At 66.9% G+C, this 24,043-nt stretch carries 17 protein-coding genes, 3 tRNA genes and 1 pseudogene; 12 read left to right on the top strand and 9 right to left on the bottom strand.

Annotated elements, in window-relative coordinates; genetic code table 11:
• Window positions 1–2 precede the first annotated feature (2 nt).
• Genes RI032_RS02400 through dapE form a run of 3 tightly spaced genes read left to right on the top strand, consistent with a single transcriptional unit; the run spans window position 3 to window position 2,396 of the window.
• Window positions 3–869, top strand: a complete 867-nt coding sequence (locus tag RI032_RS02400) for a hypothetical protein (RefSeq protein WP_322547800.1) — start codon at window positions 3–5, stop codon at window positions 867–869.
• A gap of 31 nt (window positions 870–900) precedes the next feature.
• Entirely contained in the window at window positions 901–1,272 is a 372-nt protein-coding gene (locus RI032_RS02395) for an arsenate reductase (RefSeq protein ID WP_012510522.1), read from the top strand.
• On the top strand, window positions 1,269–2,396 hold the full coding sequence (dapE, locus tag RI032_RS02390; protein WP_228355178.1) for a succinyl-diaminopimelate desuccinylase: 1,128 nt from the start codon (window positions 1,269–1,271) through the stop codon (window positions 2,394–2,396). The genes RI032_RS02395 and dapE overlap by 4 nt, the downstream gene beginning before the upstream one ends.
• A gap of 123 nt (window positions 2,397–2,519) precedes the next feature.
• Here the strand turns inward: dapE and RI032_RS02385 are convergent, their stop codons facing one another.
• Window positions 2,520–3,398, bottom strand: a complete 879-nt coding sequence (locus RI032_RS02385; protein ID WP_322547799.1) for a tetratricopeptide repeat protein — start codon at window positions 3,396–3,398, stop codon at window positions 2,520–2,522.
• A 338-nt stretch (window positions 3,399–3,736) separates the two neighbouring features.
• Here RI032_RS02385 and asnB point away from each other — a divergent pair, with 338 nt between their 5' ends.
• Both asnB and RI032_RS02375 read left to right on the top strand, forming a co-directional pair.
• Window positions 3,737–5,428: an asparagine synthase B gene (gene asnB, locus RI032_RS02380; protein ID WP_010486284.1), complete on the top strand. Its 1,692-nt coding sequence runs from the start codon at window positions 3,737–3,739 to the stop codon at window positions 5,426–5,428.
• A 131-nt stretch (window positions 5,429–5,559) separates the two neighbouring features.
• Window positions 5,560–6,948, top strand: coding sequence for a cation:proton antiporter domain-containing protein (locus tag RI032_RS02375; RefSeq protein ID WP_322547798.1), 1,389 nt, complete (start codon window positions 5,560–5,562; stop codon window positions 6,946–6,948).
• A gap of 123 nt (window positions 6,949–7,071) precedes the next feature.
• Here RI032_RS02375 and RI032_RS02370 read toward each other — a convergent pair whose 3' ends face one another.
• Window positions 7,072–9,399 (bottom strand): penicillin acylase family protein, encoded by a 2,328-nt coding sequence (locus tag RI032_RS02370; protein ID WP_134958354.1) that lies wholly within the window; start codon window positions 9,397–9,399, stop codon window positions 7,072–7,074.
• Between the two features lie 123 nt (window positions 9,400–9,522).
• Between RI032_RS02370 and bfr the strand changes: the two genes are divergently transcribed.
• The gene (gene bfr, locus RI032_RS02365; RefSeq protein ID WP_010486279.1) at window positions 9,523–10,011 is read left to right on the top strand and encodes a bacterioferritin; all 489 of its coding nucleotides are present in this window, start codon (window positions 9,523–9,525) and stop codon (window positions 10,009–10,011) included.
• A gap of 323 nt (window positions 10,012–10,334) precedes the next feature.
• Here the strand turns inward: bfr and parC are convergent, their stop codons facing one another.
• Window positions 10,335–12,578, bottom strand: coding sequence for a DNA topoisomerase IV subunit A (parC, locus tag RI032_RS02360; protein WP_057502320.1), 2,244 nt, complete (start codon window positions 12,576–12,578; stop codon window positions 10,335–10,337).
• 59 nt (window positions 12,579–12,637) lie between these two features.
• Window positions 12,638–13,519: a helix-turn-helix domain-containing protein gene (locus RI032_RS02355; RefSeq protein ID WP_010486276.1), complete on the bottom strand. Its 882-nt coding sequence runs from the start codon at window positions 13,517–13,519 to the stop codon at window positions 12,638–12,640.
• 172 nt (window positions 13,520–13,691) lie between these two features.
• On the opposite strand from RI032_RS02355, the gene emrR reads away from it, so the two are divergent.
• From emrR to emrB, 4 genes are read left to right on the top strand one after another with little or no spacing between them, the layout of a single operon-like run.
• The gene (gene emrR, locus RI032_RS02350; protein ID WP_005415875.1) at window positions 13,692–14,135 is read left to right on the top strand and encodes a multidrug efflux system transcriptional regulator EmrR; all 444 of its coding nucleotides are present in this window, start codon (window positions 13,692–13,694) and stop codon (window positions 14,133–14,135) included.
• Complete coding sequence (gene emrC, locus RI032_RS02345; protein ID WP_053442751.1) at window positions 14,132–15,625, top strand: multidrug efflux transporter outer membrane subunit EmrC; 1,494 nt, start codon at window positions 14,132–14,134, stop codon at window positions 15,623–15,625. Before emrR ends, emrC begins: the two co-directional genes overlap by 4 nt.
• Before the next feature lie 11 nt (window positions 15,626–15,636).
• Window positions 15,637–16,818 (top strand): multidrug efflux MFS transporter periplasmic adaptor subunit EmrA, encoded by a 1,182-nt coding sequence (emrA, locus tag RI032_RS02340; RefSeq protein ID WP_322547797.1) that lies wholly within the window; start codon window positions 15,637–15,639, stop codon window positions 16,816–16,818.
• A 7-nt stretch (window positions 16,819–16,825) separates the two neighbouring features.
• Window positions 16,826–18,412, top strand: coding sequence for a multidrug efflux MFS transporter permease subunit EmrB (gene emrB, locus RI032_RS02335; protein ID WP_019336959.1), 1,587 nt, complete (start codon window positions 16,826–16,828; stop codon window positions 18,410–18,412).
• A 111-nt stretch (window positions 18,413–18,523) separates the two neighbouring features.
• Here emrB and RI032_RS02330 read toward each other — a convergent pair whose 3' ends face one another.
• The 3 genes from RI032_RS02330 to RI032_RS02320 form a co-directional block, all read right to left on the bottom strand.
• Window positions 18,524–18,802: a hypothetical protein gene (locus RI032_RS02330; RefSeq protein WP_010486261.1), complete on the bottom strand. Its 279-nt coding sequence runs from the start codon at window positions 18,800–18,802 to the stop codon at window positions 18,524–18,526.
• A gap of 325 nt (window positions 18,803–19,127) precedes the next feature.
• Window positions 19,128–19,212: transfer RNA gene (locus tag RI032_RS02325), tRNA-Leu, on the bottom strand.
• 50 nt (window positions 19,213–19,262) lie between these two features.
• Entirely contained in the window at window positions 19,263–20,162 is a 900-nt protein-coding gene (locus RI032_RS02320) for a LysR family transcriptional regulator (RefSeq protein ID WP_029380078.1), read from the bottom strand.
• Window positions 20,163–20,261: 99 nt separating this feature from the next.
• On the opposite strand from RI032_RS02320, the gene RI032_RS02315 reads away from it, so the two are divergent.
• Entirely contained in the window at window positions 20,262–21,008 is a 747-nt protein-coding gene (locus RI032_RS02315) for a sulfite exporter TauE/SafE family protein (RefSeq protein ID WP_010486252.1), read from the top strand.
• 78 nt (window positions 21,009–21,086) lie between these two features.
• Here the strand turns inward: RI032_RS02315 and RI032_RS02310 are convergent.
• A tRNA-Leu gene (locus RI032_RS02310) sits at window positions 21,087–21,171 on the bottom strand.
• A gap of 163 nt (window positions 21,172–21,334) precedes the next feature.
• Window positions 21,335–21,419: transfer RNA gene (locus tag RI032_RS02305), tRNA-Leu, on the bottom strand.
• 359 nt (window positions 21,420–21,778) lie between these two features.
• On the opposite strand from RI032_RS02305, the pseudogene rnr reads away from it, so the two are divergent.
• Window positions 21,779–24,001, top strand: a pseudogene (rnr, locus tag RI032_RS02300) (ribonuclease R); the annotation flags it as partial.
• Between the last annotated feature and the right edge of the window lie 42 nt (window positions 24,002–24,043).

Below are 24,043 nucleotides of genomic sequence, written 5' to 3'. Positions count from 1 at the left end.
AGGTGGCTGCGCCGGAGGATCTGGCGCAGTCCGCGATCTACCGGCATCCGTCCGACAGCCTGTTCGGGCGGATGCTGCCGCGCCTGCTGCACGCCCCGCGCTGGACCCGGCTGCGCCGCGCACTGTCGCGGCGCTGGCCGATGCCGGCGATGGTCAGCGATGTGCGCGATGTGGTCTACGTGAGCTGGTGGGTCGATGTGCGCTACGCACCATCGCCACCGCCGGGCCATCATTACGTGGTCCATGCCGGACGTACGCCTTACACCATCCTCAGTTACCGTCACGGCCACTTCGGGCCGGCGTTAGCCGGACCGCTGCGCTCCCTGATGCCGTCTCCAAGGCAGAGCAACTGGCGCTGGTACCTGCGTCGTGACGACGCTCCGGACGGGACACCGGTGGTGCTGTTCGACCGCAACGTGATGGACCAGCTGCCCTTCGTCGCCGGCGCGCGTGCCTTCAGCGATGCCATGCAGCCGCATCTTTCCACCCGCTTCGAACATGCGGTGCGCACTGATGGCCGTGGGAATACCCGGATCGAAGGCGGGCAGGGCAGTGCGCCGGAGCTGTACCTGCAGTGGCAGGCTGCTGCGGGCTGGGAGGACGCGGCATGGACGGCGGCTTTCGGTGGCCATCAGGCCCTCCTGCGTTTCCTCACCTGCCAGGACGAGGCCATCGCCCGTACCTGCGACTGTCGCTGGGCCAGCACCCGTATCGCGCTGCCGGTCGAGATCGACCGCCTGCAGCCGCTGCAGCTTGAAGGCGAGCTGCAGTGCCCGCGCCTGCAGGCGCTGGGTGTGAACCTGACCGAGGGGCTGGCCTTCCTGCTGCCACGGGTGCCGTTCCGGGTCGTGTCCGAGCGCCTGTTGTGAGATTCTGGCCCTCTGTTTTCCAGCATCACAGATGGCCATGAGCACCACTGTCTACGGTTTGAAGAACTGCGATACCTGCAAGAAGGCGACCAAGTGGCTGGACCGCTTCGGCGTGCCGTACACCTTCGTCGACTACCGCGACAACAAACCCAGTCCGGAAACCCTGCTGGCGTGGGCAGCGCAGCTGGGTGGCCTGGCGGCGATGGTGAACAAATCGTCCACCACCTGGCGGCAGTTGCCGGACAACCGCAAGGCCGCCGATTCCGAGGCCGAATGGAAGCTGCTGCTGCGCGAGTACCCGCAGCTGATCAAGCGCCCGCTGGTGGTCACCGCCGACGGCACGGTCAGCCAGGGTTTCAGTGACAACGGCTTCAAGGCTCGCTTCGGCGTGGGTGACGCATGAGCGCGGTCCTCGACCTGACCTGCGAACTGATCGCACGACCCTCGGTGACGCCGGATGATGCTGGCTGCCAGGCACTGCTGGCGGCACGCCTGAAGCAGGCCGGGTTCCAGTGCGATCACCTGCGCCTGGGCGAGGTCGACAACCTGTGGGCGACCCACGGCCAGGGCGCGCCGGTACTGGTACTGCTGGGCCATACCGACGTGGTGCCGACGGGTCCGCGCGAGGCCTGGACCAGCGACCCGTTCACGCCGCAGATCCGCGATGGCGTGCTGTATGGCCGTGGCGCCGCCGACATGAAGGGCAGCGTGGCCGCGTTCGTGGTCGCCGCCGAGCAGTTCGTCGCCGCGCATCCCGATCACCCCGGTACGCTGGCGGTGCTGCTGACCAGCGACGAGGAGGGCGACGCCATCGATGGCGTGCGCCACGTCGCACGGTTGTTCGCCGAACGCGGCCAGCGCATCGACTGGTGCGTCACCGGTGAGCCGTCATCAACCGCGATCCTGGGCGACCTGCTGCGCGTGGGGCGTCGTGGCAGCCTGTCGGCCAAGCTGCGCGTGCAGGGCGTGCAGGGCCACGTGGCGTATCCGGAAAAGGCACGCAACCCGATTCACCAGGCGGCTCCGGCCCTGGCCGAACTGAGTGCACGGCGCTGGGACGAAGGCTACGAGAGCTTTCCGCCGACCAGCCTGCAGATCTCCAACATCCACGCCGGCACCGGTGCCAACAACGTGATTCCCGGCGAGCTCGAAGTGGATTTCAACATCCGCTACAACCCGCACTGGGATGCGCCGAAGCTGGAGGCGGAGATCACCGCACTGCTGGACCGGCATGGCCTGCAGTACAGGCTGAAGTGGCACCGCAGCGGTGAGCCGTTCTACACCCCGGAAGGCACGCTGCGCGCCACCGCCCGTGCAGTGCTGGCCGAGCACATCGGCCGTGCCCCGGAAGAAAGCACCGGCGGCGGCACGTCCGATGCTCGCTTCATCGCGCCGCTGGGTGCGCAGTGCATCGAAGTGGGGCCGGTGAACGCCAGCATCCATCAGGTGGACGAGAACGTGCGCGTGGACGAACTGGAAGCACTGCCCGGACTGTACCAGCGGCTGGTGGAACGGCTGCTGGTGTGAGCCTGCGACGGTGGGTGCCGACCGTTGGTCGGCACGCCCCCCGCCGGAGCTACATCTCTGTAGAGCCGAGCCATGCTCGGCTGATGTCTACCGGCAGAAGCAGCCGAGCATGGCTCGGCTCCACTATTCCGAAAAGAGGAAGAACGGCGGCTCGACCGCTTTCTTCCAGTAACTCGGCGCCGCCATGTAGAAGCGCTGCGCCTCGGCCTTGGCAAACCAGCGCGCCGCCGCCTCGGTGTCCTTCTCCACCCCCGGCGCGCTGCGGCCCAGCAGCAGCCCGGCGAAGTACTGGCCGAACACATTGCCCTTCTCGCCAGCGCGCTGGTACAGCTGCAGCGCACGCGCCGGATCGCGCGGCAGTCCCATGCCCCCCTCCAGCAGCGCGCCCAGGTCTACCTGCGCTTCGGCATCGCCACGCTCGGCACAGCGCTGGATCTGCGCAACCCGCGGATGCACGGTGTCATCCTGTGCGGCCACCGCATCCGGCAGTCGCGACGACGAACTCGGGTATCGCTTGTAGATCATTTCGCGCAGGTCCCAGCGCAGCGCCTGTTGCGCGTCGCCACGCTGACGATAGGCCTTGGCGAGTTCGTAGAACGCATAGGGATTGCCGTGGTAGGCCGCCGCCAGATAGGCGCGTTCGCCACGTCGCCAGGATGCGCGCAGCACCGGTGCCGGGTTGATGTGGGGGCTGTCGGCATGGCGCAGCGTGCCGGAGATCCAGATCCGGCCCAGTGCTTCTTCCGCCTTGGTGTTGTGGAAGGTCCAGGGGGCGACCGCTGCGGCACGCTCGTAGTAGGCGATGGCGCGCGGATCGTTGAAGCGCTCGAAGGTTTGCGCGGTATCGAAGGCACCCTCGAAGCTGCCGTCGGTTCCGCGTTGTTCCAATGCCTGCCGCTGGGATTGCGGCAGCGTAGAAGGCGGGGGCAGGGTCTGGCAGGCCGCCAGGCCCAGGCAGAGCAGGGCGGCCAGTGCCCCGATGCGTCCATTGCAGTGTTGCATTCCTGTTACACCGGTTCAGGGCGCGCCATTATGCGCCTCAGGCGTGGTTGCCGACGCAACTGTTGCGCCGCGCCGGAAACCGGGGTAGGGTCGATGCCATGCCGATCCGCCTGGCCACCGCCGTCAATAACAACAACCGCAATAATCTGCGCGCGAATAATCGTGCGCGGCCGATGCGGGACTGCGCCCTGGGTAGATAGACAGCAACACACGCCCGGACACCAGAAAACCCGCATCAGCCGATGCGGGTTTTTTTGTGCCCGGGCGCCGCCCACCCGGGCCTGGATGGCCGGTCGAACACCTTCCCACCCGTGAAATTCCCCAACAGGAGCTCCCCCATGTGTTCGATCTTCGGAATCTTCGGCCTGCAGGCCGGTGACGATCTTCCGGCCCTGCGCCGCCATGCGCTGGAACTGTCGCAGCGCCAGCGCCACCGTGGCCCGGACTGGAGCGGCGTGTACCTCGACGAAGGCGCGCTGCTGGTCCACGAGCGGTTGGCCATCGTCGACCCGGCCGGTGGTTCGCAGCCGCTGCTGTCGGCCGATGGCCAGCTGGCGCTGGCGGTCAACGGCGAAATCTACAACCACCAGCAACTGAAGGCCGCACTGACTACCGCCTACGACTTCCAGACCGGTTCGGACTGTGAAGTGATCAACGCGCTGTACCGCCAGGGCGGATCGCCGGCGCAGTGGCTGGAGCAGCTCAACGGCATCTTCGCCTTCGCCCTGTGGGATCGTGCTGCCGGACGCGTGCTGGTGGCGCGGGATCCGGTTGGCGTGGTGCCGTTGTACTGGGGCCACGATGCCCAGGGGCGCCTGCGCGTGGCCTCGGAAATGAAGGCGCTGGTCGATACCTGTGCCGACGTCGCGCAGTTCCCGCCGGGCCACTATTTCGACAGTGCCCGTGGTGAGCTGGTGCGCTACTACCAGCAACCGTGGCGCGACTATGCCGACGTGCAGGGCCGCCAGGCCGATCTGGCCGAACTGCGCCAGGCGTTCGAGCATGCGGTGGAACGCCAGCTGATGAGCGATGTGCCGTATGGCGTGCTGCTGTCCGGTGGCCTGGATTCGTCGCTGGTGGCGGCAGTTGCCGCACGCTACGCGCGTCGCCGCATCGAGGATGGTGGGCAGACCGAAGCCTGGTGGCCGCGGCTGCATTCGTTCGCGATCGGTTTGAAGGGCTCGCCTGATCTGGCCGCCGCCGCGATCGCCGCCGAGGCACTCGGCACCGTGCATCACGGCTTCGAATACACCTTCGAGGAAGGCCTGGATGCACTGCCGGAAGTGATCCGCCACATCGAAACCTACGACGTCACCACCATCCGTGCATCGACGCCGATGTTCCTGCTGGCACGACGGATCAAGGCGATGGGGGTGAAGATGGTGCTGTCCGGCGAGGGCAGTGACGAGATCTTCGGTGGCTACCTGTACTTCCACAAGGCACCGGATGCGCGCGAATTCCACGACGAACTGGTGCGCAAGCTCGATGCCCTGCACAACTACGATTGCCTGCGTGCCAACAAGTCGATGATGGCCTGGGGCGTGGAGCCGCGCGTGCCGTTCCTGGATCGTGAGTTCCTCGACGTGGCGATGCGCTTCGATGCCGCGCACAAGATGGTCGGTGCCGGCTTTGGCGGCCGCCGCATCGAGAAGGCAGTGCTGCGCGAGGCGTTCGATGGCTACCTGCCGGACAGCATCCTGTGGCGCCAGAAGGAGCAGTTCAGCGATGGCGTCGGCTACGGCTGGATCGACGGGCTGAAGGCGCATGCCGAAGCGCAGGTGAGCGACCGTGTGCTGGCGGCCGCCGACAAGCGCTTCCCGCACAACCCGCCGCAGACCAAGGAGGCGTACTACTACCGCCACCTGTTCGAGCAGTTCTTCCCGAGCCGCGCGGCCGCCGAGACTGTGCCGGGCGGCAAGTCGATTGCCTGCTCGTCGCCGGCGGCCATTGCCTGGGACGCCAGCTTTGCGGCGGCGGCCGACCCTTCCGGCCGCGCGATCGCCGGCGTGCACGAACAAGCCCTGGCGTAATGCTTCCGCCGGGCACGGCGCGGCGCTACCGAGCGATGGTAGCGCCGGGCCACGCCCGGCGAGCACAAGGAGGACTTAATCTCCTCCGTCCCCTTTTTGCGACGTATCATCGGCGCCCTGCACATTGGGGAATGTTCATGGACGTACCGCGCGGCAGCCAACGGCCGCCGATGAAGTGGGGATGGCGCTATCTGGCGTGGGCCGCGCTGCCCTTGCTTGCCGGTGTACTGCTGGCACGCTTCGCTGGCCCTGCTGCACCCGCTGCGGTTGCCCGCGCTACGGCTGTGGCCGAGGGCGGCTGGGCGCAGCATCTGGCCTCGCCGCTGGGCCTGTTCCTGCTGCAGCTGCTGGTGCTGTTGCTGGTAGCCAAGGGCGCCGGTGCGCTGCTGAAGCGGCTGGGCCAGCCGGCGGTGATCGGCGAGATGGCGGCCGGCCTGATGATGGGCCCGCTGGTGCTCGGCAGCCTGTTGCCGCAGCTGCATGGTGCCCTGTTCCCGGTCAGTTCGCTGGGCCCGCTGGGCATGCTCAGCCAGCTGGGTGTGCTGATGTTCCTGCTGGTGGCCGGTGCCGAGCTGGACCTGGCGGCGCTGCGCGGGCGCCGGTGTTTCGCCTTCACGGTCAGTCATGCCGGCATCGCGGTGCCGTTCGTGCTCGGCGTCGCCCTCGCAATCTGGCTGTATCCGCAGCACGGCCCGCAGGGCGTGGGCTTCACTGCATTCGCACTTTTCGTTGGTATTTCGATGAGCATCACGGCCTTCCCCGTGCTGCTGCGCATCCTTGCCGACCGCGGTATCACGCAGACGCCGCTGGGGCACACCGCCATCGCCTGCGCGGCATTGGGCGATGCCACCGCATGGTGCCTGCTGGCGCTGATCGTGGCGGCTGCACAGGCCAGCGGATGGCTGCCGGCCAGCCTCAACCTGCTGTGCGTGGTCGCCTTCGTGGCGCTGATGCTGGGGCTGGTGAAGCCGTGGTTCGCTCGCCAGCAGATTGCGCCGGGCCGTGAGGGGCGCTGGCTGCTCGGCATCCTGCTGCTGTCGCTGGCCAGTGCCCTGGTCACCGAGATGCTCGGCATCCATGCGCTGTTCGGTGCCTTCGCTGCGGGCGTGGCGGTGTCGTCCAACGTGCAGCTGCGCGAGCTGCTGATGGCCCGCGTCGAACCGTTCGCAGTGACGCTGCTGCTGCCGCTGTTCTTCGCCATGACCGGCCTGCGCATGCGCGCCGATGCGCTGCAGGCCAGCGACATCGTGCTGTGCGCGGTGGTGATCGCGGTAGCCACGGCCGGCAAGCTGCTGGGCACCTTCAGTGCCGCACGCAGTGCGGGCATGCCCACGCGCGAGGCGTGGCGGTTGGGCGCGCTGATGAACACCCGGGGCCTGATGGAGCTGATCGTGCTCAACCTGGGCTACGAGCTGGGCCTGCTCGGCGACCGCCTGTTTGCAGTGCTGGTGATCATGGCGCTGGTGACCACGGCGATGACCGGGCCGCTGCTGAACCTGATCGAGCGGCGCAGGGGCTGACCCGGTAGCGCCGCGCCGACATTCTGTGGAGCCGAGCCCATGCTCGGCTCCGCGCCAGAAGCAGCCGAGCATGGGCTTGGCTCTACAGCGTGCAGCGCACCCTTGGGCATGTGGGTGCCGCCGTCAGCGCGCTGGCACCAGCGTCATCGTGTGCTGCGCCTTGCCGGGCAGGAACGGCGTCGGCCGCCCATGCACCCAGTCTTCGTGGCCGGCGCCCCAGTACGGCGACAGCGGGTGCCCGCTCTGGCCGCCGGGCATGTGCACGATGCCGTCGGCCTCGTGGCCGGGCGAGACCACCATGCGCTCGGAGGCGCCGAAGTTCGGCGTCTGCACCCGCGGCATATCACGGTCGCCGGGCAGCTGGTCGGCGGGCATGCACAGCCAGCGCTTGGCAACCTCGGGCAACGCCCGTGCGATCGGGTGGCAGAGCGCCGCGGTGTTGCGTTCGCCCCAGGTGCGCTTGGCCAGCGGGCCCTGCTTGGCCAGCTCGCTCTCGGTGCGGCGTGCGGCATCAAGCAGCAGCGTGTCCCAGCTGTCGTAGGCCGGTGGCAACAGGTTGGCGGGGCGTTGCTGCAGCATCGGCCAGGCCACACCTTCCAGCTGCGCCAGGCGCGGATCCAGATAGTCATCGCCCAGCTGCGCGTTGGCCGGGGCCAGCAGTGCATCGGACAAGGTATCCATCACCTGCGTGCGGAACGCGCGCACCACCCGGTAGCTGACCGAGCTGGCCGAGGCCCGGCCGCCCCACTGGTGGCTGACGGACTTCAACCGCTTCAGCGCAGGATCGCCACTGCCTTCGATGACGTCATGCAGCAGTGCCCACCAGCGCTGCAGGAACACGGCGCGGTCGTCGAGCTGGATCGCCAGCAGGTCGTGTTCGTCGAAGCGCTCCTGGATCGCCAGCAGGTCGCGGATCTGCCGCGCGCGCGCGCCAAGGTCATAGCCAGCGTTGCCGACGGTAGCCAGCGCCTCGCCGTCGAGGACGCGACCGTTGGCGGTCCACAGGCGATGGTTGGGGGGATCGATCAATGCCGGTGAGGCATCGCTGCGGATTGGCCATGGCGCGCAGTCCTGGTTGCTGGCGGCGGTGAAGCCGGCCGGTGCACAGCCCGGACCACGATCCGGTCGGGCGCCGATCAGCCGCCAGGCGATGCGTCCGCTGCGGTCGCCGACCACCAGGTTCTGCGCGGGGATGCCGGCGTGGTCGGCGAACTGCAGGGCACCGTCCAGGTCACCGGCACGGGCCAGGTCACCGAAGTCCAGGCGCACCGCGCCGGGCAGGTGGGCGACCCAGCGCAGCGCATCGCCACTGCCATCGGCATGGGTATGCAGGATCGGGCCCCAGGCGGTTTCGCGCACCGGGAACAGCACGTCGGCCTGGCCAGCCACGGCGATGCGTTCTTCATGCACGGTCACGGCGGCGTTGGCCGGTTCAGTGCGGTAATCGGCGGTATCGATGTAACTGTTGGTGAAGCCCCAGGCCACGTGCCCGTTGCTGCCGACGATCACCGCCGGCAGGCCGGGCAGCGAGAAGCCGGTGACGTCGACCTGGCCGCCCGCGGCCTGCGGGTCGGGATAGCGCAGGCGCACACGGAACCACAGGCCGGGCGCGCGCAGGCCCAGGTGCATGTCGTCGGCGACGATCGCGCGACCGTCGGCGGTGAGTGCACCGGCCACCGCGAAGTTGTTGCTGCCGATGACATCGGCCTCTTCCTGCCCGGTGCCTGGCGTCCCCTTCAACGTGCGCAGATCCAGCTGGCTGGCATCGGGGAGCGTGGCGTTGCCGGTCGGTTCGCCGAACAGCGGTGCATCCCATTCGGTGCCGTCGTGGGCGATCAGCGCGTACAGCGCGGGCGGCACCACTGCGCGGATGCGGCTGAGCGCAAGCTCGGTCTGGTTGTTCGGATCCTGCAGGTCGGCGTACATGGCCAGACCGGTCAGCACGCTGTCGCTGGCCTGCCAGGGTTGTGGCGACTGCCGCAGCAGCAGGTACGCCCACGGCCGCACGGAAAGGCCGGCCAGCCCTTCGTTGACACCGTCGACGTAGGCACGCACGGCCGCGCCGTTGTCGCCCAGCGCGGCCTGCAGGTTCGCCTCGGTGCGCGCGCGCAGGCGATGCACGCGCATGCGTTTGTCGGCGTCGATGGCCTTCGGTCCGAACAGTGCCGACAGCTCACCGGCGGCGCTGCGGCGCATCAGGTCCATCTCGAAGTAACGTTCCTGCGCATGCACGCGGCCCAATGCGCGCATCGCGTCGGCCTGGCTGCCCGCAGTGATGGTGACCACGCCCAGCGCATCGCGCTCGATGGTGACCGGCTTGGCCAGCCCCGGCAGCGCATGCTCGCCGTCCAGATCGGCCAGGCTGCCGCGCAGCAGCAGCCACAGGACCAGTGCGGTGACCAGCACGATGGCGATCAACACGCCCAGCACCCAACGCCATGTACGTCGCATTGCACGTCCTTTCCGAACTCGTGGGCCGATTGTAGCCGCAGGCGCAACTGCGACTGATTCCGATTAGATCACCGTATTTTGAAATGCGGCACCCTATGTCACATCGATTCACAGGAGCCCCCCATGAAAGGCAACCCGGACGTCATCGCCTGCCTGAAGGAACTGCTGCGCGGCGAGCTTGCAGCCCGCGACCAGTACTTCATCCATTCCCGCCGCTACGAGGACCAGGGCCTGTTCGCGCTGTACGAACGCCTGAACCACGAGATGGAAGAGGAAACCCAGCACGCCGATGCGCTGCTGCGCCGGATCCTGTTCCTCGGCGGCGACCCGGACATGCGCCCGCATGCCACCGAGCCGGGCAAGACCGTGGAAGAGATGCTGCAGAAGGATCTCGACACTGAATACGCGGTTCGGAACAATCTCGCCGCCGGCATGAAGCTGTGCGAAGAGAACGGCGACTACGTGAGCCGCGACATCCTGCTGGCGCAGCTGAAGGACACTGAGGAAGACCACGCCTGGTGGCTGGAGCAGCAGCTGGGCCTGATCAAGCGCATCGGCCTGGAGCTGTACCAGCTGAGCAAGATCGACGGCAACGGCGCCCCGGCGCACTGAGCCGACGTCGCTCTCTGTAGAGCCGAGCCATGCTCGGCTGCTGTTGGATCCGAGTCGAGCATGGCTCGACCCTACAAAGTTCTGTCGCCCGCCAGCACCGGAGCACCGCCAGCCAGCTTTCGCCAGCCAGCTGCTCCACCGCCCGCCAGCCGACAACGAAAAAGCCGGGGAATGCACCGGCTTTTTCGTGTCCGGGGTCGGATCCGTTTTCAACGAAAACGGCTCTGACCCCATTGGGATGGAAAACGCCAACCGAGGTTGGCGTCTACCGGGGTAATGCGTGTCAACCAAGGTTGACACCCACCAGGGTAGGGCCCCAGCCCTCACTCCACCGACAACCCTTCCACCTTCTGCCAGCCGCGCGGCAGCAGGTGGCCGCGGGTGGCGCGGGCGCCGAGGTAGGCATCCAGCTCGTTGAACTTCAGGCCCATGGTGCGCTGGCCGCTGCGCACCTGCAGGGTCTGCCCCGGGCTGATCGCCACGATGGCGACCACGCGTTCGGTGGCGAGCTTGGCCTTCGGGATCTCGATGATCTTGTTGCCCTTGCCCTTGTCCAGTTCCGGAAGGTCGTTGGCGGCGATCGCCAGCAGGTTGCCGGAGCTGGTCACTGCCACGATGCGATCGGTGGCGACATTGGCGACCACCGACGGGGTCAGCACCGACGAACCTGCGGACAGGTTCAGCATCGCCTTGCCGGCCTTGTTGCGACCGATCAGGTTCTCGAAGCGGGTGACGAAGCCATAGCCATGACTGGAGGCCAGCACGAAGCGGGTGTCCGGCTCGGCACTGGCCAGGGTCACGAAGCTGGTACCCGCTGCCGGCGAGAAGCGGCCAGTCAGCGGTTCGCCATTGCCACGTGCGGAGGGCAGGGTGTGCACCGGCGTCGAGTAGGCGCGGCCTTCGCTGTCGAGGAACGCGACCTGCTGCGTGCTGCGCGCACGCACCGCGCCCTGCAGCCCGTCGCCGTCGCGGTAGGAGAGGGCGGACGCATCGACGTCGTGGCCCTTGGCGGCACGGATCCAGCCCTTCTCCGACAGCACCACGGTCATCGGCTCGCTCGGCACCAGCTCGGTCTCGTCGATGGCCTGTGCGGCCTGGCGCTGCACCAGCGGCGAACGGCGTGCGTCGCCGAACTTCTTGGCGTCGGCGGTCAGTTCATCGCGGATCAGCTTCTTCAGCTTGGCCTTGCTGTCGAGGATGCCGAGGATCTTCTCGCGCTCCTTGGCCAGTTCATCCTGCTCGCCGCGGATTTTCATTTCCTCCAGGCGGGCCAGCTGCTTCAACTTGGTTTCCAGGATGTACTCGGCCTGTTCCTCGGACAGGCCGAAGCGCGCGATCAGCGCCGCCTTCGGCTCGTCTTCGGTACGGATGATGTGGATCACCTCGTCCAGGTTGAGGAAGGCGACCAGCAGGCCTTCCAGCAGGTGCAGGCGGCGCTCGACCTTCTGCAGGCGGTGCTGCAGGCGGCGGGTGACGGTGTTGCTGCGGAAGGTCAGCCATTCGCTGAGCAGCATCTTCAGGTTCTTCACCTGCGGACGGCCGTCCAACCCGATCACGTTGAGGTTGACGCGGTAGCTGCGCTCCAGGTCCGTGGTGGCGAACAGGTGGCCCATCAGCTGCTCGGCGTCGACGCGGTTGGAACGCGGCACCAGCACCACGCGCACCGGGTTGGCGTGGTCGGATTCATCGCGGATGTCTTCCAGCCACGGCAGCTTCTTGGCGCGCATCTGGGCGGCGATCTGCTCGATCACCTTCGACGGCGACACCTGGAACGGCAGCGCGGTGACCACGATGTTGTGCGCTTCCTTGGTGAAGGTCGCACGTGCGCGCACGCTGCCGTTGCCGGTCTCGTAGATGTTGCGCAGGTCATTGGCCGCGGTGATGATCTCGGCGCTGGACGGATAGTCCGGGCCCTGCACGTGCTCGCACAGGTCGCGCACGCTGGCATCGGGGTTGTCCAGCAGGTGCAGCAGCGCGCTGACGATCTCGTTGAGATTGTGCGGCGGCACGTCGGTGGCCATGCCCACGGCGATGCCGGTGGTGCCGTTCAGCAGCAGGTGCGGCAGCCGCGCCGGCATCCAGGTCGGTTCCTGCAGGGTGCCGTCGAAGTTCGGTGCCCAGTCGGTGGTGCCCTGGCCCAGTTCGCCCAGCAGCACTTCGGCGATCGGGGTCAGCTTGGATTCGGTGTAACGCATCGCCGCAAACGACTTCGGGTCGTCGCTGGAGCCGAAGTTGCCCTGGCCCTCGATCAGTGGGTAGCGGTACGAGAACGGCTGGGCCATCAGCACCAGCGCCTCGTAGCACGCGCTGTCGCCGTGCGGGTGGTACTTGCCGATGACGTCACCGACGGTGCGCGCGGACTTCTTCGGCTTGGACGCGGCGTTCAGGCCCAGCTCGCTCATCGAATAGATGATGCGGCGCTGCACCGGCTTCAGGCCGTCGCCGATGAACGGGAGGGCGCGGTCCAAGACCACGTACATCGAGTAGTCGAGGTAGGCGCGTTCGGCGTACTCGCGCAGCGGCAGTTGTTCGAATCCGTGGAACACGGGGCGGGCAAGTTCGGTCATGCGGCGTTGTTACCTGTTGTCAGGAGGCGGCGACGGCGTCGCCGCTCGCAATCCTGTGATTATCCGGATGCGGCGGGGGATGCCAAGCCGCGTGCAGGGTCCAGCCCGGTTTCCAGGCCGTGGCCGGCCCGTGCCAGGTAGCGCCCCGGCGGCAGCCCGAAGTGGCGGCGGAACACGGTGACGAAGGCGCTGGCGCTGCTGAAGCCCAGCGCGTGGGCGATGTCGGCCACGCTGCGGCCGTCGGTCAGCTGGCGCAGGGCCTCGGACAAGCGGGCCTGCTGCCGCCACTGGGCGAAGCTGAGCGTGGTCTCGTCGCGGAAGTGACGGGTCAGGCTGCGCGGCGACAGGCCGGCCCAATGCGCCCATTCGGCAAGGCTGCGCTCGTCGGAGGGGTCGGCCAGCAGCTGCGAGGCGATCTTCAGCAGGCGCCGGTCGTGCGGCATCGGTAGATGCATGCGCTGGCGCGGCGCGGTGCGGATCTCGTCCAGCAACACCTCGATGATGTGCTGGCGCTCGGGCGTGGTGTCATAGCCCAGCGGCCATTCGCAGATGCGGTCGGCCAGCGCCTGCGCCAGCTTGGACAGGCCCAGCACGCAGGGATCGGCAGGCAGGGTGGCGCAGGCCGGCGCGGCCAGTGCCATGCCCCAGCCGCGCAGCGGGCCGTCGAGGGTGACCGTATGCGGCTCCAGCGGCGGCATCCAGCCGGCCGAGCCCGGCGCCAGTGACCATGTCCCGTGCGAGGTCCGGGTGGTCAACAGGCCGCGCTCCACGCAGATCAGCTGCGCGCGCTGGTGATGATGCCAATCCACTTCTCGGACCAATCCCTGCGGGCTGTCGAAGCGGAAGGCGACAGCCGGTGGCCCGTCATTGCGCTCGAACCAGTCCAGTGCGTCATCCCTGAGCAGGCGCTTGGAAGGGGGAATTTCTGCCTTGTTCATCATATCCGCTGGCTGAAATGTGTCATCCATTGGCTGAATTGTACTACCGGGCCACCTGACCAGATCATTAAGGTAGGCGCCTTCATTGATCCAGCCCACTGCTGCAACACAGCATTCGATGCCAGATCGAATATTTCCATTGAGAAATATTTTTTTTGGAAGAGAATGCTCCCCCATGATCTGTCCTGCAACCACTCCCCCCAGCTTCGGCCTGCTGCTGCGCCAGGTGCGCGACGGCCTGGTCCGTCAACTCGACGCATCCATGGCTGAAGAAGACCTGGGTATCGGTTTCACCCACTACATCGGGTTGAAGGTGCTTTCCAACATGGCCCCGTGCACGGCCAACGAGCTGGCCCAGGCCATCGACCAGGTGCCCAGTGCGGTGACCCGCCTGTTGGACAAGCTGGAGGCGCTGGGCTGCGTCCGCCGCGAGCCGCATGCGCAGGATCGGCGGGCGCTGCAGATCGTACTGACCGATGAAGGCCGCGCGCTGTGGGCGCGGCTGAAGCTGCGTGGCGACGCGGTGATGGATTACGCCCTGCGTGATCTTTCCGCCGACGAGCGCACGCTGCTGCTGTCCCTCCTTACCCGAATCCGCGATTCCCTGACGACCCCATGAACCCGATCCCGCATTCCACTCTCCGCCGGTCCGGGCGCGCGCTGCTGGTGTCAGCGCTGGCCCTGGCCCTGGCCGCCTGCGCCAGCAGTCGTGGCCTCAACCCGCAGGGCCACGTGCTTGACGTGGACAGTCTGCACAGCGAACGCACCTTGGCCGACACCGACCTGAGCGCCACCGGCTTCCCGGCGCAGGACTGGTGGAAGGCGCTGGGCGATGCGCAGCTGGACGCGCTGGTCGCCGAGGGCCTGGCCGGCCACCCGAGCCTGGACGCCGCCGACGCGCGTCTGCGCCAGGCCCAGGCCCAGGTCGGCACCGCACGTGCCGATGAACTGCCCAGCCTGTCGGTGTCCGGTGGCTACACCGGCCTGCGCCTGCCCGAGTCGATGGTCGGCAGCGAGATGGGCGGCCGCTACGGCGGCAGCAGCCAGGTCGCCTTCGACTTCAGCTACGGCGTGGACCTGTGGGGCGGCAAGCGCGCTGCCTGGGAAGCCGCCGTGGACGGTGCGCATGCCGCCACCGTCGAGGCGCAGGCCGCACGCCTGAGCCTGTCCACCGGCATCACCCAGGCTTATGCCGATCTCGCCTATGCGTGGCAGCTCAATGATGTGGCCGAAGAAGAACTGGCCCGCTCGCAGAAATCGCTGGAGCTGACCCGCCAGCGCCGCAGCGCCGGCATCGACAGCGACCTGCAGGTGCGCCAGGCCGAGGCCCGGGTACCGGCCGCGCAGCAGCAGGTGCAGGCCGCACAGCAGCGCATCGACGCGGCCCGCACCGCACTGGCCGCGCTGGTTGGCAAGGGCCCGGACCGTGGCCTGTCGATCCAGCGCCCGCAGCCGCTGAACCCGGTGGCGCTGCAGCTGCCGGGCGTGCTGCCTAGCGAACTGCTCGGCCGTCGCCCCGACATCGTCGCCGCGCGCTGGCGCGTGGAAGCGGCCGACAAGCAGATCAAGGTGGCAAAGACCAAGTTCTACCCGAGCTTCAACCTGACCGCGCTGGCCGGCGTGGTCGCCCCGAACGTGGGTGACCTGCTGAAGAGCAGTTCCACCTTCGCCTACATCGGCCCGGCGCTGAGCCTGCCGATCTTCGAAGGCGGCAAGCTGCGCGCCAACCTGGCCAACACCGATGCGCAGTACGACCTGGCGGTGGCCAACTACAACCAGACCGTGCTCGATGCGCTGCGCGACGTGGCCGACCAGGTCAACGCGGTGCGCTCGCTGGCGCAGCAGGCGCATTCGCAGCAGCAGGCCGTGGACACCGCACGCTCGGCCTTCGACCTGGCCCAGCAGCGCTACCGCGCCGGCATCGGCAGCTACCTGGACGTGCTGACCGCGCAGTCCACGCTGTTGCAGTCGCAGCAGCAGCTGGCCGGCCTGCAGTCGCAGCAGGTGCAGACCTCGGTGCGCCTGAGCAAGGCGCTGGGCGGTGGTTTCCAGCCCGCTGACGCCGACCGCGCACCGATCGCCTCCCATTCCGATTCCTCGCATTCCTGAAGACTTCCGCCATGAGCCAGACCCAAGACACCGCGGCCCCGGCCGCCTCCAACCGCCGCGGCAACCTGCTGCGCGGCCTGTTCGTGATCGTCGTGCTGCTGCTTGCCGCACTGGCGCTGTGGTACTTCATGTTCGGCCGTTGGTTCGAAGAGACCGACGACGCCTACGTGCAGGGCAACCAGGTACAGATCACCCCGCTGGTGGCCGGTACCGTGGTCGCCATCAACGCCGATGACGGCATGCGCGTGGAGCGCGGCCAGCTGCTGGTGCAGCTGGACCCGTCCGACACGTCGGTGGCGCTGCAGCAGGCCGAAGCCAACCTGGCCAAGACCGTGCGCCAGACCCGTGGCCTGTACCGCAGCGTGGAAGGTGCGCAGGCGGACCTGAACGCGCGCCAGGTGACCCTGAAGCGCGTGCGCGAAGATTTCGCTCGCCGCAAGGATCTGGCCGCCACCGGCGCAATTTCCGATGAAGAACTGGCCCATGCGCGTGACGAGCTGGCCGCTGCCGAAGCCGCCGTGGCCGGTTCGCGCGAGACCGTCGAGCGCAACCGCGCGCTGGTCGACGACACCGTGATCGCCACCCAGCCAGACGTGCAGGCGGCCGCCGCGCAGCTGCGCCAGGCCTTCCTCAACAACGCCCGCGCCGGCATCGTCGCGCCGGTCACCGGCTACGTTGCCCGTCGTTCGGTGCAGGTCGGCCAGCGCGTGCAGCCGGGCAACGCGCTGATGGCGGTAGTGCCGACCGAGCAGATGTGGGTCGAGGCCAACTTCAAGGAAACCCAGCTGCGCCACATGCGCCTGGGCCAGGAAGTGGAGCTGAAGTCGGACCTGTACGCCGGTGACGTGAAGTACAAGGGTCGCGTCCAGAGCCTGGGCCTGGGCACCGGCTCGGCGTTCTCGCTGCTGCCGGCGCAGAACGCCAGCGGCAACTGGATCAAGATCGTGCAGCGCGTGCCGGTACGCATCGCCATCGATGCCAAGCAGCTGGCCGAACACCCGCTGCGCATCGGCCTGTCGATGAAGGCTGAAGTGAGCCTGCGCGACCAGAAGGGCGAAGTGCTGCCGAGCACTGCGGCCAAGGGCACGGTGTTCGACACCGACGTGTATGCCAAGCAGCTGCATGATGCCGACGAGGTGATCCATACGATCATCCAGGGCAACCTGCCGCAGCAGCAGGCGAAGGTGGGCTGAGGTCGCCATGTCCGCACAAGCTCCAGCCGCGCCCGGCGCTCCGGGTGCACCGGCGGCGCCGGGTGCGGCCTCCGGGTTCCTGCCGCCCAGCGTCGCCCTGTGTACCGTCGGCCTGGCGATGGCCTCGTTCATGCAGGTGCTCGATACCACCATCGCCAACGTCTCGCTGCCGACCATCGCCGGCAATCTCGGTGCCAGTTCGCAGCAGGCGACCTGGGTCATCACCTCGTTTGCGGTCAGCACGGCCATCGCGCTGCCGCTGACCGGCTGGCTCAGCCGCCGTTTCGGCGAACGCAAGCTGTTCGTCTGGGCCACGCTGGCCTTTGTCATCACCTCGCTGCTGTGCGGCCTGGCGCAGAGCATGGGCATGCTGGTGGTGTCGCGTGCGTTGCAGGGCTTCGTGGCCGGCCCGATGTATCCGATCACGCAGTCGCTGCTGGTCTCGATCTACCCGCGTGAGAAACGTGGGCAGGCATTGGCGCTGCTGGCGATGATCACGGTGGTTGCGCCGATCTGCGGCCCCATCCTCGGTGGCTGGATCACCGACAACTACAGCTGGGAATGGATCTTCCTGATCAATGTGCCGCTGGGCATCTTTGCCGCGCTGGTGGTGGGCAACCAGTTGAAGGGGCGCCCGGAGCACATCGAGAAGCCGAAGATGGACTATGTCGGCCTGGTCACCTTGGTGATCGGTGTCGGTGCGCTGCAGCTGGTGCTCGACCTGGGTAATGACGAGGACTGGTTCTCGTCGATGAAGATCGTGGTGCTGGCGTGTGTGGCTGTGGTCACGCTGACGGTGTTCCTGATCTGGGAACTGACCGACAAGGATCCGATCGTCGACCTGAAGCTGTTCCGGCATCGCAACTTCCGCGCCGGTACGCTGGCGATGGTGGTGGCGTACGCGGCGTTCTTCAGCGTGGCCCTGCTGATTCCGCAGTGGCTGCAGCGTGACATGGGTTACACCGCGATCTGGGCGGGCCTGGCGACGGCGCCGATCGGCATCCTGCCGGTGATCATGACCCCGTTCGTGGGCAAGTACGCATCGCGCTTCGACATGCGCATGCTGGCCACGGTCGCGTTCATCGTGTTGTCGATGACCAGTTTCCTGCGTTCGAACTTCAACCTGCAGGTGGACTACACCCACGTGGCCGGCGTGCAGTTGATCATGGGCATCGGCGTCGCGCTGTTCTTCATGCCGGTGCTGCAGATCCTGCTGTCGGACCTGGATGGGCGCGAGATCGCGGCGGGCTCCGGCCTGGCCACCTTCCTGCGTACGCTGGGCGGCAGTTTCGCGGCGTCGCTGACGACGTGGCTGTGGGCGCGGCGCACCCAGGTGCACCATGCTGACCTGACCGAGCACATCTCGGTCTATCAGCCGGGCATGCAGGACCAGGTGACGGCGATGGGGCAGGGCGACCTGCAACATGGTGCCGCGGTACTGAACAACATGATCAACCACCAGGCATCGCAGATGGGCTTCAACGACATCTTCTTCCTGCTGGGCTGGATCTTCCTGGCGATCATCGCGTTCCTGTGGCTGGCCAAACCGCCGTTCGGTGCAGGCGCAGGTGCGGCCGCCGGCGGCGGGCACTGAAAACTCCCTGGAAACACGTGCTGTATTTTGACCCCGCCGCAAGGCGGGGTTTTTGTTTGTGCAACGCGGGTCGCACGGGCCCTGCCGTTGGGGGAGTGCAGCGGCGCAGGTTCAGCGCGTGCGATAGATGCGCTTGAACACCACCCGATCACGGAACAATCGGGAAATGGCCCACATTCCCGCCACAAGTACGGCGCCGCACGTGATCCAGCCGGCAGTGGCCTGCAATCGGCTGCCGACCAGTGCGCCGCAGATGATGGCGGCGACAAAGACGAACATTACGGCCTCCTTCGATGCGCCGTAGTGGACCTCGGCCTGGCATCCCACGCATACGCGTACGCCGTGGTTCGAGCCGGTGTGGCAGTGAGGGCAGATGATGCTGCGCTGCATTGGGGCGTCCTTTGGGGAAAGGGGGGGGCGCTGGTCAGGTCGTGGCGATAGACCTGCAACCGGCTCCCGTAAATCTGCCTTCCACCGAAAAGGAATCGGGTAGATCTCCGACTAGGAAAATTACGAATTGAACGCGCAATGTGAAATGCGACCCAGAAGAAAGCCGTTCAGGGTTTGGTGACGACGCGCCGGGAGGACGTATGCACCAGCGGGTGACGCCTGGGTGGTGCGAGATACGACAGTTCGAGCGGTAGATGCGATGCCACGCTCGCCAAACCCCGGAAACGAAAAAACCCGCTTTCGCGGGTTTGATCATCTTGAGTCGTGGTGCCCAGGAGAGGACTCGAACCTCCACGGTTTTACCCGCTAGTACCTGAAACTAGTGCGTCTACCAATTCCGCCACCTGGGCGACTCAGGAGACGAATTGTGCGGTACGGCAGAGGATGTGTCAACAACATTTCACAGCTTTTTCTGCGGCTGCACGCCCAGGTGAAGCAGCAGGCTGCGCATTGCCGATGACAACTGCGCCCACTCGGCAAAACAGGCGCACAGGCGGCGCTGTGCCCACGCATCGGCGAGCGGTACGGCGACGGTATGCGTGCTGCGCCGATGCTGGCGGGCGATGGTCCGCGGCACGATGCCGATACCAATGTCGTGGCCGACCATGATGCACACCCCTTCGAAGGTCTTCATGCGGATGCGCACATCCAGGCGCCGCCCGATGTCGCGTGCCTGGTCCTCGATGTAGGTCTGCAGTGCATTGCCATCGGCCAGGGCGACGAAAGTCTCGCCGGCAACATCGGCGAAGGCCAGGCTGCGCCGCGATGCGAGGCGATGGTCTGCGGGCAGCAGCATCACCAGTGGATCTTCGGCCACCACATGCTGCTGCAGGCCGGCAGCGTCGACCGCATCGCTGATGATGCCGGCCTCGGCCTGGCCAGCGCTGATCGCACGCACGACTTCGGGGCTGGTGCGCTCCAGCAGTTCCACATGCAGGCGTGGGCGTTCGGCCAGCCACGGTGCCAGCCGCGAGGGCAGGTAGTTGGTCAGCGCAGCGGTATTGGCATACAGATGCAGGGTACCGCGCGCGCCATGGGCGAATGCCTGCAGTTCGCCGCGCAGCTGCGCCTGCTGCTGCAGGATCAGGCGTGCATGGTGGGCGAGGGCGGCGCCGGCTTCAGTCAGGCTGACGCCACGCGGATGGCGGTTCAGCAGCACGGTGCCGGCATCGGCTTCGATCGTGCGCAGGCGTTCGCTGGCCGAGGCCAGGGCCAGGTTCGCCTGCGCCGCGCCGGCCGTGATGCTGCCCGCCTCGGCAATCGCCAGGAACAGGCGCAGGTCGGCGATATCCATCCGCATGTCATGCCCTCATCGCAACGCCCGAGCCTTCGGATCAGCCGAAGGGTGGGCCGGGAAGACCGCATTGTGCGCCGGGCGACGGCCCGATCCAATGAAGGCATGAATGAATCGATGTACTTCTACGCGCTGCTGGTGGTGGTGTTCGTGCTGGCTGGCGTGGTCAAGGGCGTGACCGGCATGGGGTTGCCGACGGTGGCGATGGGGCTGCTCGGTGGCGCGTTGTCGCCGGTGGCGGCGGCATCGATGCTGTTCATCCCCACCTTTGTCACCAACGCGTGGCAGCTGTTGTCCGGGCCGTCGCTGGGCCCCATCGTGCGGCGCCTGTGGCCGATGATGCTGGCGGTGGTGGCGGTGACACTGGGTTCGGCGGCGCTGCTGGTGCGGGTCGATCGCACCTGGTCGCGCGTTGCGCTGGGAGTGGCGCTGGTGGTCTATGCCGTCTATGCCCTGCTTGCACCGGTGTTTCGCGTGCCGCAGCGGCGCGAGCGTTGGCTGGGGCCGCTGGTGGGGGCATTGTCGGGCGTGGTGACCGGCGCCACCGGCGTGTTCGTGATGCCGGCGGTACCGTATCTGCAGTCGCTGGGATTGCAGCGCGAGGAGCTGGTGCAGGCGTTGGGGCTGGCCTTCACTGTGTCGACGATTTCGCTGACCACCGGCCTGGTGCTGCATGGCGCATTCGGCATCCAGCAGCTGGGGCTGAGTGCGTTGGCGGTGTTGCCGGCACTGCTGGGCATGTGGCTGGGGCAGGTGATCCGGCAGCGCATCAGTGCACGGGTGTTCCGGGCCTGCTTCCTGGGTTTCCTGCTGCTGCTCGGGCTGGAGCTGGTGCTGCGACCGTTGTTGTGATGCCGGCCGTCGATCGCGGCGATGCCGAATCACGGGCATGAAAAAACCCGCTTTCGCGGGTTTTTCTCATTCTCGACGTGGTGCCCAGGAGAGGACTCGAACCTCCACGGTTTTACCCGCTAGTACCTGAAACTAGTGCGTCTACCAATTCCGCCACCTGGGCGTCGAGGAGCGAGATTATGGGGTGCTGTGACGGGGGTGTCAACACCCTTGTGAAGATCATTGCGATTACCGGTCGGAGTTCCTTCCTGGAGGAATCAGGGGCGAGCCTCAGGGCCGGATTACAGGCAAAAAAAATCCCCGCCGAAGCGAGGAGTTTTTTTCGTTGGTGCCCAGGAGAGGACTCGAACCTCCACGGTTTTACCCGCTAGTACCTGAAACTAGTGCGTCTACCAATTCCGCCACCTGGGCGTTCCAGAGGCGCAATTGTGAAGATGAATCCGCAGGCTGTCAACGACTTCCTGAATATTTTTCACGCAAGGCCTTCAAGACGGCCACTGACCCGTTCTGCACGCCGTCAACGGCTACCATGTAGGGCGATGACTACCAAAAAACCAAGCAAGGGCGGGAGCACCTCCCGCAGCCAGGGCCCGAAGAAGGGCGCCAAGGCGGGCACGGCCCGCACCACCAAGCCGGGCAAGCCGTTGCCGGGCTGGTTCCCCGAATTGAATGAAGGCGGCGCACCACCGCGTGGCCGCAAGGTCCGCAATACCGACGCGCCAGGCCCGGCCCCGGGCCGCAAGCTGCCGCCGACCGGCAAGGTGATTGACGATCCCTATGCCGCGCGTGAAGCGGAGAAATACGAACAGCCCATCGCCAGCCGCGAGGCCATTCTGGCCCTGCTGGAGCGTTGCGACGGGCCGCAGACCGCCGAAGAACTGGGCGCGCGCCTGGGCCTGACCGCACCTGACCGGGCCGAGGCGCTGTCGCGCCGGCTTGGTGCCATGGTCCGTGATGGCCAGTTGGTGCAGAACCGTCGTGGCGGCTTCGCCCCGATCCAGACCCTGAACCTGGTCACCGGCGTGGTGATCGCCAACCCGGAAGGATTTGGCTTCCTGCGCCCGGTCGAGGGTGGCGACGACCTGTTCTTGCCGCCGTATGAAATGCGCAAGGTGATGCACGGTGACAAGGTGCTGGCCCGTGTGACCGGCATCGACCATCGTGGCCGGCGCGAAGGCAGCATCGCCCGCGTGCTTGAGCGCGGCATGACCCGCCTGATCGGTCGCTTCAGCATCGAGATGGGCATCAACTACGTGGTGCCAGACGACAAGCGCGTGCAGCGCAACGTACAGGTGCCGCCGGACCAGACCGGTGGCGCGCGCGACGGCCAACTGGTGGTCTGCGAGCTGACCCAGGCGCCGGACAGCCGCCGTCCGCCGATCGGCCGCATCATCGCCGTGCTCGGCGACAAGCTGACCGCATCGCTGGTGGTGGAGACCGCCATCCACGGCCACGAGCTGCCGTTCGAGTTCCCGCAGGAGGTGCTGGACGAAGCCGCCTCGGTGCCGCTGGTGGTTGAACCGGCGATGATCGGCGACCGTGTCGATCTGCGCAGCACGCCGCTGGTCACCATCGACGGTGAAGATGCCAAGGACTTCGACGACGCGGTGTACTGCGAGCCGAATGCCGACGGTTTCCGCCTGGTGGTGGCGATTGCCGATGTTTCGAACTACGTCCGCCCCGGCACGCCGCTGGACGAGGAAGCGCAGAAGCGTGCGACTTCGGTCTACTTCCCCGGCTTCGTGGTGCCGATGCTGCCGGAGACGCTCTCCAACGGCATCTGTTCGTTGATGCCGAAGGTCGACCGCATGTGCTTCGTCTGCGACATGCAGATCGACCGCGACGGCCTGGTCACGCATTCGCGCTTCTACGAGGCGGTGATGAACTCGCACGCGCGCCTGACCTACACCCAGGTGTGGAAGGCGGTGGGCGAGGACGATGCCGATACCAAGGCCTGGATGGGCGATCTGTTGCCGCAGGTGCAGCGCCTGCACCAGCTGTACAAGGTGCTGTCCAAGGCACGCGCCAAGCGCGGTGCCATCGAGTTCGAAAGCAGTGAAGTACGCTTCGTGCTGGACAACCGCGGTGAAGTGACCCAGGCCGGCATGCTGGTGCGCAACGACGCGCACAAGCTGATCGAGGAATGCATGATCGCGGCCAACGTCGAGGCGGCGAAGTACCTGCTGTCGCGCCACGTGCCGGCCCCGTACCGCATCCACGAGAAGCCGCCGGAAACCAAGTACGCCGACCTGCTGGAATTCCTCAAGGAGTTCAAGCTGAGCCTGCCGCCGTGGTCCAAGGTGCGCCCGGGTGACTACACCAAGCTGCTGAAGAAGATCCGCGACCGCCCCGATGCCACGCTGCTGGAATCGGTGCTGCTGCGCAGCCAGAGCCTGGCGATCTACAGCCCGGAGAACCACGGCCACTTCGGCCTGGCGCTGGAGGCGTACGCGCACTTCACCTCGCCGATCCGTCGCTATCCCGACCTGCTGGTGCACCGCGCGATCAAGCACGCGCTGTCCGGCAAGCCGTTGGACAAGTTCACCTACAACGCGCGCGAAATGGCTGCGCTGGCGCTGCAGTGCTCCGAGCGTGAGCGCCGTGCCGATGAAGCGGAGCGTGAGGTCGACGAGCGTTACCGCGCGGCGTGGATGGAAAAGCACGTGGGTGGCCAGTTCGATGGCGTGATCAGCGGCGTGACCAGCTTCGGCCTGTTCGTCGAGCTGGATGAGTCGAAAGTGCAGGGCCTGGTCCACGTGACCCAGCTGCCGCAGGACTATTACAAGTTCGACGCCACCCGCAAGACGCTGACCGGCGAGCGCCGTGGCGCCAGCTACCGGCTGGGTGACCGCGTGCGGATCCTGGTGCTGAAGGCCAGCATGGAGGAGCGCAAGATCGACTTCCGCCTGGTCGAACACAAGGACGAAGGCGATGGCCTGCCGCCGCTGCCGGAGCGTGGAAAGCCGGCCAAGCGGACGAAGAAGCAGTATTGAAAGGTGTGCCGACCAACGGTCGGCACCTGCCTCACCCGGTAG

This window comes from Stenotrophomonas geniculata (genome assembly GCF_034508895.1).
Taxonomy (GTDB): Bacteria; Pseudomonadota; Gammaproteobacteria; order Xanthomonadales; family Xanthomonadaceae; genus Stenotrophomonas; species Stenotrophomonas geniculata.
This window is presented reverse-complemented; position numbering and strand designations above follow the sequence as displayed.